Here is a 14,166-nt window from a genome sequence, read left to right as displayed (position 1 = left end):
GGGAAGCTTTACGGTAAAATTACCCTATCTATTACAAAGTCTTTTTCTATTTACGTTGAAAAAATAAGCCTAAAGGCCGTCTGAAAGCTGAATATGACCGACATTACTTCTTTTGCCAACCGGTTGGGCAAAAATATCAAACATTATCTGAAATGGGCACGCCGTCAGAATATAGAGGCATGGCGTATGTATGACCGTGATATTCCGCAATTTCCTTTCGCTATCGATGTATATGGCAGCCATATCCACTTGCAGGAATATGATACCGGTTGGCAGATGCAGCCTGAAGAATATGAAGCATGGCTGGCAGAAGTTTTGGAGGCTATTTCGTTTGTGACCGGTTTCCCGCCGGATCATATCCATTTCAAACGCCGCGAGCGCCAAAAAGGCACGAAGCAATATTTGAAAACGGGCAAAGTGGGAGCGGATTTTACAATCACTGAAAATGGGCGGAAATTTTGGATTAATCTGGATAAATATCTGGATACCGGCCTTTTTCTCGATCACCGCAACACACGCCGTAAAGTGGGTGAGATAGCAGCCGGTAAGCGTTTCTTAAATCTATTTTCTTATACCGGCAGCTTCACCGTATATGCGGCAACCGGTGGTGCAGTAAGCAGTGAAACGGTGGATTTATCGAATACCTATTTGGATTGGGCGCGGCGTAATTTTGCATTGAATCATATTGATGAGGCCAAGCACGAAATTATTCGTGCCGATGTGTTCCAATATCTTCAGACGGCCTATTCGGAAGGTAAACAGTTTGATTTGATTGTGATGGATCCGCCGAGCTTTTCTAATAGTAAAAAAATGCCGGATATTTTAGATATTCAGCGCGATCACGGTAAATTAATAAATGGTGCGATGCGTTTGCTGGCTTCAGACGGCCTGATGTTTTTTTCCAATAATTTGCGCAGCTTCGAATTGGATGCTGAATTGATGGATAAGTTTGCGGTAAAAGATATTTCTAAACAATCGGTGCCTGAAGATTTCCGTAATAAAAAAATCCATCAATGCTGGGAAATAACATGGTATTAAGTTTAAAAAATAACATTATTATAAATATTTATATGGAATTTTATAATAAATAACTATTTGAATATAGATAATTATTATGTTGCCGTTTACTTCTGTTTTATGCCGCTCGAGAGAAATTATAATGAAAAATGCATTTTTTATGCTAAATATACTGTTGTTGGGTGGTTGTTTTTATGCGGAAACACCGGATGGGAGAATAGTTACTATCGACTTACCAGCTCAATCGCATACAACTACTAATAAAAACATTACCATTAATGCTCCTCCGGGAACAACGGTTATTTACCAGGAAGCACAGCCAGTAGTACCTATTTACCGATACCAATACAACCAATACTAATATCGTTAATTTAAACAGCTTATATCATGTGGCTTGGCATTGTGTCGTTGTCGCAAGTTATCTCGGGTGTTATATGATTTTTGATGGTTTGTTTGGATAAGGAGCTTATTTATGAACGTTATATTCTTTATAGATGAAAAGGAGTAATTATGAAACCGGCAGCTATTTTTCTGCTTATTCCCGCCTTTATTCTTGGTGGTTGCGCGTCAGATATGAATCAAACTCAGTCTTCTGCTAAAGGTTCTCAAGCAATATCTTATGATTACCATATCCGTACGGCAGCTGGAAAGTGTCTTGAGTTGAGAGATAATCGTCAACAAATCGTTACGGCAAATTGTGGTGATAAAAGTAGCCAACGGTTTGCCATATCGGGTAATGATATCCGCATTGAGGGTATGTGCCTTACAACCAGCGGAACCGGTAAAAACAAAGGGCGCCGATTATCGGTACAGCAGTGTAGACCTAGTGTGGCACAACAATGGTATCGTGAAGGCCAAACCATACGCAGCAGATTAAACGGCAGATGCTTGGAGGCGACGGGTAAAACTGGTACGCCGGTACGATTGGCCGCATCTTGTAGCAATAAACGTAGCAGGCATTTTTCGTTTACTCGTTAATAATAAGTATGTATTAATTTAAAATAATGAGCCGTCTGAATATTTCAGACGGCTCATTATTTTTCAAGCTGCTTCTTATTTAATATGCATTAAAAATTATTATTGTCTATTTAATCACAAAATTCATTATTCAATATAAAGACTATATTCATTCGGCGTAAAAGCAGGCATAATACCAGTTGAATTAAAAAAAAGACCGTTTATCTTGTTTTATTTGAACGGGCAGAATATTACCAAACACATTACTCCTTTATGTTATTAATACGCTTCTTATTGCTTGGCATCGCCCTGCTTTTTTCTATTGCCGTACAAGCCGGCCGGCCTGAGTACTTTGAAGGCAGGCTAGATAATGGCTTGGTCTATCATATCTTTAACGTACCTTCTGCCGGTCGGCAGTTGGTATTGCGTTTGCAGGTGAATGTCGGTGCGGCAGATGAAGAAGACAGCGAAGAGGGCATAGCGCATATCACCGAACATATGGTCTTTCAAAGTTCTGCCACCTTTCCTCAAGGCTTGAGCAGTCATTTAAGTGCGGACGGTTGGCAAATGGGGCGCCATTTTAATGCCCAAACAGGCTACCGCTACACGCGCTATTTACTGATTCCGCCCAGAGGGCGCAGGCAGTTGGATGAAGCATTGGCCGTTTATCGGCAAATACTTTCACCGCAAAACTTTTCAGAGCGTGATTGGGCGCAAGAGCGGCAGGTTATTTTTGCCGAATGGCGGCAGCAACAGACATTACAAGACCGCCTCAACAGGCAATACGATGCTTTGCTGCATCAAGGTGCACGCAGTGCCCGTTATGCGCCGATTGGCCGATTAGCCGCTATCGAACGGGCTAAGGCGGATACGGCCAACCGTTTCCATCATAAATGGTATGGCAGTAATAACGCCGTTTTAGTTGTTATCGGCGATCTTAATCTTAAAAAAACAGCAGCCACGATTGAAGAGGCTTTAGGCCGTCTGAATCCGGTGGTTTTGCCGCAACGGAATCTGGCAGAATATGAGCCTAAACTGTCTGCCGGCGAGCATACGGGTTATGTAAAGGATAAAGACAATGCCGACAGTAAGCTGGCATTGGTTTATCGTTTTGATAATGCTTTGTCTCAAAGCAATGGTGTGCAAGGGCATTATCACCGCTTATTGGATAACTTCGCAGCGTATATGCTGCATCAACGTATTCAAGCCAGCGGTGAGGCCGTATCGTTGAAAGCAGGGAATATCGGTAGTCGTACCGGGTCATTGAGTTTACATACCGATTTTGTACCTGGTGATGATGAAGCAGGCTTAAAGCGGCTAAAAAACTTAGTGGCAACATTAAAACAACAGCCGGTAACAGCTGAGGAAACGGCAGCTTACCGTAAAACGCTTTATAACCATTTGCTTGCTGTTAGTGATTTACCGGACGATTTGATTGCAACGGTTAAATTGGCGGAAGAGTCGGTTTTGGCAGACAAACCGGCACCGACTAAAGAAGTGCGTGCAGCCGAACGCAGTCAGCTTTACCGTATTGATGCGGCCGCGGTCAATAAACGTATTTCGGAGTGGCTGGCGGCTGCCGATAGCTTAGTGATTATCCAAGTACCCGAAGACTTACCTGAAAAATTACCTACTAACCATCTTACCGAACAATCCGTGATGCCTAAGGGACAAAACCCAAGCAAGAAAACCATGCCCGTATTGGTAGAACATGATGTTAAGAAACCCAAAACAGTACAATCTGCTATGCAGGCATTTGCTTTTCCTATCCATAATGGAACAGGGACAGTCGTTTCGGAAAACTATGATAACGAAAATAAAGTTGCTTATTTGAATTTAAATAACGGCGACCAAATTGTGTTATTACAAAAAGATGTGGCACGTGGGCAGGTTTATTTTAAAGCCGTATCGGATACGGGTTATTTACAGGCCGGTGATGCTGCATGGCAGGCGCAATTGGCAGGAAAGGTGGTTTCCGTTTCGGCGCCCGAAGGTGCGAGCGATGCAGATTTTCAGCGATGGCAGCGGCAGCATGGTATCGAATACCGCTATCATTTGACACACGATAGCCAGATAACCGATGCCCGTGTCGCACAAGCCGAACTGGCTTCATTGTTACAGCTATATCGACAACAACAAACGGCACCGACGGCCAAACACTGGCGCGACGCCGTGGAAAGAGCAGCGGTACGGTTGCCGATTTATTTACGTTCGGTACCCGGCAAACAAGAGTTGGAATTAGAACTTCTGCGTTATGGTAAGCCGGAGAGTAGGGCGCAGAGTAGTAACGACATCCGTGCGTTAACAGAACAAGATTTTATCAAACAATGGCGACAGTTGGTGTCTAAGCCGGTGCGCTATTATATTGTTAGCAATATGCCGTCTGAAAAAATCAAACCGTTACTGGTGCAATATCTTGCCGATATACCGCGTCAAAATATCGGCAATAGCTATAGAAATTTACTGGAGGGTACCACATTACGCCGTGCGGCGATTAACGATACCCATAGTACTGACATTAACGCATGGTCGTGGCAGCCTTTTTACGATTGGACGCCGGATACGTCGGAGCAAATTCCGCTTTTGGTGAATCTGGCCAATGCTCGTTTAAAAGAGGCTTTACGCCGTCGCAGTCAGAGCACATACAGCGTAAAATTTACTGCCATGCCCAAGCAGTCTTATAACCGGGTGGAAAGTAATTTATTTTTCAGTACCGCCCCTGAAAAAGCATCGGAAGCTTGGGAACAGGCACAGCAAATATTACAACACCTACCTGAAAATATTACTAAAGCCGAAGCCGATAACCTGCAAAGACTTTTTATCGAGCAGGAAGCCAAACGTCAGAAAGATCCTGAAGTATGGTTAGAACGGTTAGCGGCCAGCCATAAACATTATGGCGATGCACGTTATTTAAGCCGTTTGCCACAACTGCACCGTACCATTATCCAAACGCGTTTGCGTCAAACGGCAAAATTATTGTGGTCATCGCAAAATGCCAGGGTATTGCTGGTGGATCCGGCAAATCCATAAAATATCTATCGGTTGTTTTATTGATAAGGTATGAATAAGGCCGTCTGAAATGGTTTTCAGACGGCCTTTGATAAATTCGTATATTAGCAAGATGGTTTTTACGAAACGCTCATGGCCAAACGCGCTTGCGGGGGAAGTAAAAGCTGATAAGCCGGTATACCCAGTGCTGAAGCCATTTTCTCAATATTGGATAAAGCGATATTCCAACGTTTGCGCTCTACCGCGGAAACATAAGTCCGATCCAGACCGCATTGACGGGCGAGTTCTTCTTGCGACCATCCTTTGTTGACACGGAATAAGCGCATATTGTAGGCCAGTACGGCGCGTAAATCGGCTTCGTCGGGCAGTTCGGCAGGGGCGGTTAGTTTGCTCATACTCTTTTTATCCTTTAGGCTCGGTGTCGGCAATTTTACAGCAAATAGCGGGGAAAATAACAGATGATTAAGCTGGTTGATGAGCCGGATGGGTAAAATATAAAAAAACAGCACATTCTCAAAAAAGAAAGTGCTGTTTTGTGATATCAGGCCATGATGACCTGATTGTGTCATTAAGCTGCAAAACGTTTGGCAACTTCGTCCCAGTTAACGATTTCCCAGAAACCTTTCAGGTAGTTGGGGCGGCTGTTACGGTAGTCGATGTAATAAGCGTGTTCCCATACGTCGCAAGTTAACAAAGGTGTGTTCTCGGTGGTTAAAGGTGTTCCCGCATTAGAAGTGGATACCAGATCCAATTCGCCGGCAGGTGTTTTTACCAACCAAGCCCAACCTGAACCGAAAGTACCGGCAGCGCAAGCGTTAAAGGCTTCTTGGAACTTCTCAAAGCTGCCCCATTTGGCATCAATGGCAGCGGCCAGTTCGCCTGAAGGCTTGCCTTGGCCTTTGGGTGTGAAACCCATCCAATAAAAGGTATGGTTCCATGTTTGAGCTGCATTGTTAAAAAGGCCGCCTGAAGATTTTTTCACGATATCTTCTAAAGAAGCATTTTCAAATTCGGTATCTTTGATTTGGTTGTTTAAGTTGTTGATGTAGGTTTGATGGTGTTTGCCGTAGTGATATTCTAAAGTTTCTTTAGAAATATGTGGTTCCAGACCATTTAATTCATAAGGCAGTTGAGGTAGTTTGTGTTCCATTAAAGTGCTCCTGTTGTGTTTTTTGGTTAATGGTAATGGTTTAACCGTATTGCTGATTTTTCACTGTTTTTCTGCTATACGGGGCGGAAGCATCCTACAAATTCAAGACTAAAATTTTAAGATGCGTTATACAATTTTACCCTTTCCTCTTTTAAAAGACCAATAAAACTTATTCGGCTATAATGCCTGCTCTGTAAGAAAAAGCCTGCCAAGAAAGATATTCCATGAATGATTATACCGATATGATGCCGTCTGAAGACCGTGAAATCAGTGCATTGTCACTGCCGCCGCACTCTATGGAGGCGGAGCAGTCGGTATTGGGTGGGCTTTTACTTGAAAATGCCGCATGGGACAGAATCGCAGATGTGGTCGGCACGGAAGATTTCTACCGTCATGAGCACCGTGTGATTTTTCGCAGTATTTCGGCGCTGATTAATGAAAGCCGTCCTGCTGATGTGATTACCGTGCAAGAAGCTTTGGAGCGAAATGAAGAACTTGAAGCCGCAGGCGGATTCAATTATTTGATTACATTGGCGCAAAATACGCCTTCCGCAGCCAATATACGGCGATACGCGGAAATTGTACGTGAACGCTCGATTATGCGGCAATTGGCCGAGGTAGGTACGGACATTGCCCGCAGTGCTTATAACCCGCAAGGGCGTGATGCGGGGCAATTATTGGACGAAGCGGAAAACAAAGTATTCCAAATCGCAGAGAGTACGGCTAAATCAAAGCAGGGCTTTTTGGAAATGCCGGTTTTATTAAAAGAAGTGGTAGAGCGTATTGATATGCTTTATTCGCGCGATAACCCTGATGAGGTAACGGGCATCGCTACCGGTTTTATCGATTTGGATAAGAAAACTTCAGGCTTACAGCCTGGTGATCTGATTATCGTAGCAGGTCGGCCTTCGATGGGTAAAACTGCTTTTTCGATTAATATTGCCGAGCATGTAGCGATTGAGTCTAAGCTACCGGTTGCCGTTTTTTCTATGGAAATGGGTGGCGCACAACTGGTGATGCGTATGCTTGGGTCGGTGGGGCGTTTGGATCAGCATATTTTAAAAACGGGCCGTCTGGAAGATGAACATTGGGGCCGTCTGAACGAGGCAGTGGTCAAATTATCCGATGCGCCGATGTTTATCGATGAAACACCGGGGCTGACTGCACTCGAACTGCGCGCCCGCGCCCGCCGCCTTGCCCGTCAGTTTGGTGGTAAGTTGGGCTTGATTGTGATTGACTATTTGCAATTAATGTCCGGTTCGGGACGCAGCGACAACCGTGCCTCTGAATTGGGTGAAATTTCACGTTCGCTTAAAGCACTGGCTAAAGAGTTGCAGGTACCGGTGATTGCTTTATCACAATTGAGCCGTACCGTAGAGCAGCGTACGGACAAACGCCCAATGATGTCTGACTTGCGTGAGTCAGGGGCGATCGAGCAAGATGCTGATTTAATTATGTTTATGTATCGAGATGAATACTATAATGCCGAAACCCAGTTTAAAGGGTTGGCCGAATGTATTATCGGTAAACACCGTAACGGCCCGACTGGAAAAGTCTTCTTAACCTTTATCGGGCAATTTACCAAATTTGAAAATGCAGCCTATATTCCCGATGCTGCAATGATGGAAGATTGATACAGATTATTGTTGATTTATAAGCCTTCTTCATATTTTATTAGGTATGCCATCGCGTTATCGTTTACAATATAAAACCAAATTAAACAAAATTGCCAAATATCAGGCAGTAAAAATACCGTATTTCGGGCGAGTGTCCTTATAGGGCAGGCCGTCTGAAACGCTCGGAAGCACATTACCCGAATAACGTTATCAGGCAAACTCATGCGTTTAAAAAATCAAGGTTTTACATTAACTGAATTGTTGATTGTCATCGCTATTGTAGCGATTATGGCAACTATCGCCCTCCCTAATATGAGCGACTGGATAGCCTCCCGCCGTACAGCGAGTCAGGCCGAGCAGGTCGTTAATCTTTTACGCTTCGCGCGTAGTGAAGCAGTTCGTTTGAATGTTCCCGTTTATGTTTGTCCGGTTGCTATTAGAAAAGACGGCAATCCGGATAAATATTGTGATCATAGCTATGCAGGTGAAGGTCTTGCCGCATTTGCCGATAACAACAAAGATGGTAGCTATACACGTAATAATGATACTAATTTACGTACGGTGATCTTGAATATGCAGGATCAGAAACGGGTTAGCTATCAATTTGAAACTTATGATTTTAAATATACCAAAACAGGGAACAATAAAGTATGGGGATTCTTGCCCAACGGTATGTTTGGTCACGCCAAAAATGCAGGTGATAAGCTGAGTATTGCCAGCGGGTTCGTTAAGATTTCTTTAACGGACAGTGTAGCCAGAGATGAGCGTACTAAAAAATCGCGTTCCCGTATTGTTTGGTTAGACAGTAGTGGCAGGGTAAACGAGTGTTCGGGCGATTCAATCGTTAAAGATGATAATGAAAATAGTATGGCTGCTACTTTGTGTGAATATAAAACAGCTGAATAAAAGCTAATAAAATCAGATACTGTTAGCTTACTTGGTTAATTAATAAAAAAGATTGAAAAATGAAAGTATTTAAAACGATTCATAACCGTCGGGGCGGTTTGATAGCAAGGCAAAGCGGGATGACTTTGTTGGAAGTTTTGGTTGCGATGTTTGTGTTAGCGGTGGGCGTGTTGGCTTTATTAGCTACACAACTCAGAACGGTAGCGAGTGTTCGTGAAGCAGAGAGCCAAACCATTGTTGCCCAAGCTGTTCAAAATTTGACTGAAGGCATGATGATCAACCCGACTTTGTGCAGTAAAGATGATAAGGATAGAAAAGAGTGTGCAGATACGGTAAAAGACAATACTCCTGAAGGATGGGTGATTAAAAGCTATGATAATAACAATATTATTGTGGGCAAAGCGGTCAGTTATTTTTTAAGTAAGCCTGTAAAAGCAGGTGGGGGAATTAAAAATTGGTCTAAGTCTGACAGTGATGGAACAGTATTGAATAAACGGGAAATATTGGAAGACCAGTTGGGTAGGTTTGAAAATACCCTGTTGGCCGCACTGCCAAATACCGATATCTATTATATTATTTGTGTGGATAATACCGGGCGCGATATGACAACTGCCGATGGAAACTGTTCAGGCACAAGGGGAGATGATCCAATGGTAATCAAAGTAATTTGGGAAATGGATGTTGAAAAAGCAGAAAAGAATACTTCTTCTTTACAAACCAATCAGAAAAATAAACAGAAAATTACTTATACCTATCAAGCACAATTGACGGAATAATGATGAAAACAAATAACAATAATTTTTACATTACGGCGGCATCCAAGCCTAAAGGCTTTAGTCTGATAGAGTTTGCCGTAGCCAGTTTGCTTAGTATGATTGTATTGATGGCAGTGAGCAAGGGGTATTTTACTGCACGTCAATTGAATACGGCGGCTAATGAAAGACTTACTGTACAACAAGATTTGCGTAATGCTGCCAATATGATTGTCCGTGATGCCCGGATGGCCGGAAACTTCGGTTGCTTTAATATGACAGCAGAAACTGAGATTGTACAAAAAACAATTGGTGGGAAAACTATGGCCACCGTTCAAGCTAAAGTAGGGGGGCGGAAAATTAAAGATAATAATTCTGCTACCGCTGTCTCAGATGCATTTAAGTTGATCAATGACAGTGATAATTTGCTTGCTATCCGTTCTATTTCTCGTGGTAATTTTAAACCTTCAGACTTTAATACCGGATCGGATGCGCTGATTTTTATGTATGGCACAGGCAATGGGCGTATTGGAGGAGTGAGTAATGAAGTTGATAATGGCGCACCTTTAATTTTTAGTTCTTGTGATACTTTGGTTCGACCGGCTGATGACACAATGCCGACAAACGAAACAGTGAGAAATGCATTGGGAACCTCCTCTGACGATAATGAAATAACAGTAATGAATTATATAGTTAATGCTTATGTTGTTGGTAATATTGGTGGGCAGCAGGGCTTATATCGCTTTCAGTTAACCAGTGATAATAAGTGGGGCAATCCACAGCTTTTGGTAAAAGGTATCACTGATGCTAAATTGAAGTACCTCTATATTAATGACTGTCCTGAAGTTGTAGTACCTGAGAGTTCGGATGACTTTGAGAAATTTCAATATTCCGATAGTTTATCTAGAGTGCCGACATTGATACGAATGACTTTAAGTGGTGGTGTTCAGGATGCAAATCAAATTTATACTATTGATGCGGCTGTAAGGGGAGGCAATGCATGCGCAAACCGTACTCTTTAAATTTTATGCATAAATCATCACAACAAGGGTTTTCACTCTTTATTGTGTTGATGGTGATGATTGTGGTTGCATTTTTCGTGGTAAGCGTTACCCAGTCTTATAATACCGAACAGCGTATCAGTACCAATGATGCCGACCATAAGTTTGCTTCTGCGTTGGCAGAGGCAGCATTGCGTGCCGGAGAGCGTAGAATTGCCGGCTTTTATGGAAATATCATTACATTTAAGCAAAACTGTGAAGAAGGGCTTTGTTCTTCGGCAAATGCTACGCAAAAAAACGTTGGTGACGTTCGTATAGAAGCCGATTCTACCGGAGAAGTGGCTTGGCACCGATTGTGTGATAAGCAAACATGTTTGGAATTGAATGGTAAAGAGTTAAATAATTCGGGTGTTAGGAAAAAACCACGTTATATTATTGAATATATCAACACGCAGGAAGATAGTTCAATGATATATCGTGTAACAGCTAAGGCCTGGGGGAAAAATGCCAATACAACGGTAACACTTCAATCTTATGTTTCAGCAAACTAAGAAGGTACTTTAATGGAAATATCTTTAAAACAAAAAGGCTTCTCTTTGTTAGAAATGATGATTGTGGTAGCTATTATCGGGATTTTGGCAACTATCGCATATCCATCGTATATGCATTATATTGAGCGCGGTCATTTAATGAATGCACATATCGAGCTGGTTGATATTAATAATTTAATTAAACTCAAACGTATTAAAGAGCCTTCAAAATTAAGGAGTGAGGCAGAGCTGACAGAGTTTTTAAAAAATTTTAATATAGATCCTGATGTTTCATCAAAATATGTTATTTCTATAGCAATGCCTGATGCTAAAAATAGTATTGGTTACAACTTGACTGCAATACCCAAATCGTCATCAGGTTATAAAATGGCGGTATGGATGAATAGCACAGGTGATGCTTATAAGTGTGAAGATGCCGCTTCTGCTAAAAGATATACTACTCAGGGTAAGTGTAAAAAAATTGGTACATAGGTTTAGTGTTTAAACCATACTAAGTTGTTTCTTAAAATATAAAGGAAGGCCGTCTGAAATATTCAGACGGCCTGAGGCTTTTGCTGAATAGCACTTTCCCAAATAGCCGAAATCTTGTGCTTAAAGTTCGGCTTTCTGTTAAAAGACTATTTTGCCAAGGTCTCAAGCTGCAGTATTTCTATGAACGCCGAATTGTGCTGCTGTTCTGGTGGTTACGCCTGCAACAAACAGTTCGATTAGTTTGTATTGCTCATACTGGCCTAAACAGCTTTTCTTCATAAGAATTATTTTATATGCTTATGAACAACTCTAGTTATCTAGGATAGCCCCAAATATTTTAAGGTGAAAGCCGCTCTTTAATCCATTGGTTGCCATCCAGACGGTATTGGATGCGGTCATGCAGGCGGCTGGGTCTGCCCTGCCAAAACTCTATTCTGTCGGGTATCACTACATAGCCGCCCCAATGCGGTGGGCGGGGAACATGTAACGGGTGCTTGAGGCCGATTGCTGCAGCACGGGTAACCAATACCGCTTTGCTGCTGATCACTTCGCTTTGTTCGCTTGCCCATGCACCGATACGGCTGGTGTAAGGGCGGCTTTCAAAATATTCGTCGGAGGCAGTTTCATCAAGTTTTTCAACTCTGCCTTCTATTCGTACCTGCCGCTCCAATTCCGGCCAAAAGAAAGTAAGGGCAGCAAAAGGTACAGCCGCTAATGCGCGTCCTTTTCGGCTTTTATAATTGGTGAAAAACACAAAACCCTGCCGATTCACTTCTTTCAATAGCACTTGCCGGTTTTCAGGGCGGCCATCTGAATTGACTGTAGCCACGTTTACTGCAGTTGGCTCGTTTACTTCGGAGCGGATGGCTTCATTCAGCCAGCGCTCGAATTGAATAATGGGGTCGGCATCGCATTCGGCTTCTGATAATTCCTGTTTGCTGTAATCTTCGCGAATATCGTGTAAGTCCATAACCAATTCCTAGCTTGTGATAAGGTAGATAAATGAATATGTATATATTAAGCATAGCAAGATTTAAGGCCGTCTGAAAGTGTTCAGGCGGCCTTAATGGTTAATGAAATGAAGAAATATCTTTCAGTTACGGAAATCGCTGTATAAGCATTGGAAACCAATTAGAATTTATTGCGGTTGTACGCTAAAGGGAATATCGACTTTTTGCCACTGTTCGCTTTCATAACCGAGTGCGCCGTTAATCAGTGGGTGTTCGTTGAGCCAATTTTGGCTGATACGCAGAATAAAGCCGTTGCCATTGTCACTCCGCAGTTGGGTATAAGGTGGCAATTCTAGGGGCATACGGGCACGGCAGAATAAAGTGGCGAGGCGTAAGGATAAAATGGCAAACCACATCATTTGATCGTCTACCAAATCCACCATTTTTCGGATATCACCACGGTGGCCGAGTACCAATAGAGATAAAGTATGCTGTTCTTTGCGCGAGAATCCGGGCATATCGGCATGCTCGAGAATATAGGCGGAATGTTTGTGATAGCCGGTGTGGGCGATATCAATGCCGATTTCGTGCAACATGCCTGCCCAGTTAATATATTGCTGCCAATAGGATAATTCTTGTACCGGCGCATTCAGTGCATGGCAGATGCTTTCCATAAATTTTTGCGCTGCGGCAGCAACACGTTTACCCTGATTGGGGCTTGCGTGATAGCGCTGTTGAAATTCTTTGGTAGTCTGATCGCGCATATCTTCATTAATTTGACGGCCGATTAAATCATAAAATACGCCATCGCGCAGTGCTGCATCGGTGACGGTCATTTTTTCGATACCGAGCTCTTCAAAGGCTGCCATCATCACTGACAGTCCGCCGGCGAATACTTCAATACGGTCGGATTTCATGCCGGAAAAACGTGCTTTTTTTACGCTGCCTGCCTGAATAATTTTATCAGCAATCTTTTTCATACCCTCATAGGTAATATCGTGTGTTTGCGGATTTTCGGCAGCAAGTACGTCGCGGATGGCTTTCGCCGAGCCGGAAGTGCCGATGGCAATATCCCAGCCGCTGCGCTTCATCATTTTACCGATACGCTGGATTTCGTTGCGCGCGGCCGTGATGGCCGCCTGAAAATCTTTTTGGCTGATTTTATTTGAGAAAAAGCGCATGCTGTAGGTAACGCAACCTAGGGGTAGGCTTTCGGTGAGTGCGGGCTGTAGTTCTGAACCGATAACAAATTCGGTTGAACCACCGCCGATATCGATAACTAACATTTTGTCGCCTTTGGGCGGCAGGGTATGTACGACACCGGTATAGATCAAACGAGCTTCTTCGCGGCCGGCAATGATTTCGATAGGAAACCCCAAAGCGGCTTCGGCACGGGGAACAAAATCAGTAATATTCTTGGCTACACGGAAAGTATTGGTGGCAACCGCGCGTACTTGTTCGGGCTGAAAACCTTTCAACCGTTCGCCAAATCTGGCCAAACATTCCAATGCCCGTTTCTGTGAGGCTTCATCGAGATTTTTCTGCTCATCCAAGCCGCCGGCGAATCGAACCATTTCTTTGAATGAATCGATTACTTTAAGCTGGCTGTTTGGGTGAACTTCGCAAATTTGCAGGCGGAAACTGTTGGAGCCTAAGTCGACAGAGGCGAGTATGTTGGGGGTCGTCATAAAAGAAAAAATCACAAAGCAAATGAATGAAAGCGAAGATGTTACCGCGCATAAACGGGGCTGTCATCTGTCTGCCTGATAAGTATTTGTGGTATATA

At 43.2% G+C, this 14,166-nt stretch carries 14 protein-coding genes and 1 pseudogene; 10 read left to right on the top strand and 5 right to left on the bottom strand.

The genetic code is table 11. The annotated features are described in order from the left end of the window. The first annotated feature begins 93 nt into the window (after window positions 1-93). From D0T92_RS08910 to D0T92_RS08895, 4 genes are all read left to right on the top strand, one after another. Window positions 94-1,038: a class I SAM-dependent methyltransferase gene (locus tag D0T92_RS08910; protein ID WP_151052111.1), complete on the top strand. Its 945-nt coding sequence runs from the start codon at window positions 94-96 to the stop codon at window positions 1,036-1,038. Window positions 1,039-1,159: 121 nt separating this feature from the next. Then, entirely contained in the window at window positions 1,160-1,378 is a 219-nt protein-coding gene (locus tag D0T92_RS08905) for a hypothetical protein (protein WP_151052109.1), read from the top strand. A 149-nt stretch (window positions 1,379-1,527) separates the two neighbouring features. Further along, window positions 1,528-1,995, top strand: coding sequence for an RICIN domain-containing protein (locus tag D0T92_RS08900; protein ID WP_151052107.1), 468 nt, complete (start codon window positions 1,528-1,530; stop codon window positions 1,993-1,995). Window positions 1,996-2,247: 252 nt separating this feature from the next. Then, window positions 2,248-5,004 (top strand): M16 family metallopeptidase, encoded by a 2,757-nt coding sequence (locus tag D0T92_RS08895; RefSeq protein WP_151052105.1) that lies wholly within the window; start codon window positions 2,248-2,250, stop codon window positions 5,002-5,004. A 98-nt stretch (window positions 5,005-5,102) separates the two neighbouring features. On the opposite strand, the gene D0T92_RS08890 is transcribed toward D0T92_RS08895, so the two are convergent. Further along, window positions 5,103-5,378: a helix-turn-helix domain-containing protein gene (locus tag D0T92_RS08890; RefSeq protein ID WP_151052103.1), complete on the bottom strand. Its 276-nt coding sequence runs from the start codon at window positions 5,376-5,378 to the stop codon at window positions 5,103-5,105. Window positions 5,379-5,551: 173 nt separating this feature from the next. Further along, the gene (locus tag D0T92_RS08885) at window positions 5,552-6,133 is read right to left on the bottom strand and encodes a superoxide dismutase (protein ID WP_151052101.1); all 582 of its coding nucleotides are present in this window, start codon (window positions 6,131-6,133) and stop codon (window positions 5,552-5,554) included. 224 nt (window positions 6,134-6,357) lie between these two features. Between D0T92_RS08885 and dnaB the strand changes: the two genes are divergently transcribed. The 6 genes from dnaB to D0T92_RS08855 all read left to right on the top strand — a co-directional run bounded on the left by dnaB (window position 6,358) and on the right by D0T92_RS08855 (window position 11,430). Beyond that, entirely contained in the window at window positions 6,358-7,767 is a 1,410-nt protein-coding gene (gene dnaB / locus D0T92_RS08880) for a replicative DNA helicase (RefSeq protein WP_151052098.1), read from the top strand. A 204-nt stretch (window positions 7,768-7,971) separates the two neighbouring features. Beyond that, window positions 7,972-8,655: a GspH/FimT family pseudopilin gene (locus tag D0T92_RS08875; RefSeq protein ID WP_151052096.1), complete on the top strand. Its 684-nt coding sequence runs from the start codon at window positions 7,972-7,974 to the stop codon at window positions 8,653-8,655. 59 nt (window positions 8,656-8,714) lie between these two features. Next, window positions 8,715-9,431: a type IV pilus modification protein PilV gene (pilV, locus tag D0T92_RS11610; protein WP_225315101.1), complete on the top strand. Its 717-nt coding sequence runs from the start codon at window positions 8,715-8,717 to the stop codon at window positions 9,429-9,431. A gap of 2 nt (window positions 9,432-9,433) precedes the next feature. Beyond that, on the top strand, window positions 9,434-10,429 hold the full coding sequence (locus D0T92_RS08865; RefSeq protein WP_151053043.1) for a PilW family protein: 996 nt from the start codon (window positions 9,434-9,436) through the stop codon (window positions 10,427-10,429). Then, the gene (locus D0T92_RS08860) at window positions 10,408-10,959 is read left to right on the top strand and encodes a pilus assembly PilX family protein (RefSeq protein WP_151052094.1); all 552 of its coding nucleotides are present in this window, start codon (window positions 10,408-10,410) and stop codon (window positions 10,957-10,959) included. The genes D0T92_RS08865 and D0T92_RS08860 overlap by 22 nt, the downstream gene beginning before the upstream one ends. Before the next feature lie 12 nt (window positions 10,960-10,971). Then, window positions 10,972-11,430: a PilX family type IV pilin gene (locus D0T92_RS08855; RefSeq protein ID WP_151052093.1), complete on the top strand. Its 459-nt coding sequence runs from the start codon at window positions 10,972-10,974 to the stop codon at window positions 11,428-11,430. 165 nt (window positions 11,431-11,595) lie between these two features. Here the strand turns inward: D0T92_RS08855 and D0T92_RS08850 are convergent. The 3 genes and pseudogenes from D0T92_RS08850 to ppx form a co-directional block, all read right to left on the bottom strand. Further along, window positions 11,596-11,709: pseudogene (locus tag D0T92_RS08850) on the bottom strand (IS1595 family transposase); the annotation flags it as partial. Window positions 11,710-11,767: 58 nt separating this feature from the next. Beyond that, the gene (gene pdxH, locus D0T92_RS08845) at window positions 11,768-12,400 is read right to left on the bottom strand and encodes a pyridoxamine 5'-phosphate oxidase (RefSeq protein ID WP_151052091.1); all 633 of its coding nucleotides are present in this window, start codon (window positions 12,398-12,400) and stop codon (window positions 11,768-11,770) included. Between the two features lie 168 nt (window positions 12,401-12,568). Further along, window positions 12,569-14,068, bottom strand: a complete 1,500-nt coding sequence (ppx, locus tag D0T92_RS08840; protein WP_151052089.1) for an exopolyphosphatase — start codon at window positions 14,066-14,068, stop codon at window positions 12,569-12,571. Between the last annotated feature and the right edge of the window lie 98 nt (window positions 14,069-14,166).

It is taken from the genome of Neisseria zalophi, from assembly GCF_008807015.1.
In the GTDB taxonomy this organism is placed as follows: domain Bacteria; phylum Pseudomonadota; class Gammaproteobacteria; order Burkholderiales; family Neisseriaceae; genus Neisseria; species Neisseria zalophi.
Note: the sequence above shows the minus strand (reverse complement) of the source record. Positions and strands in the feature narration are given on the sequence as shown.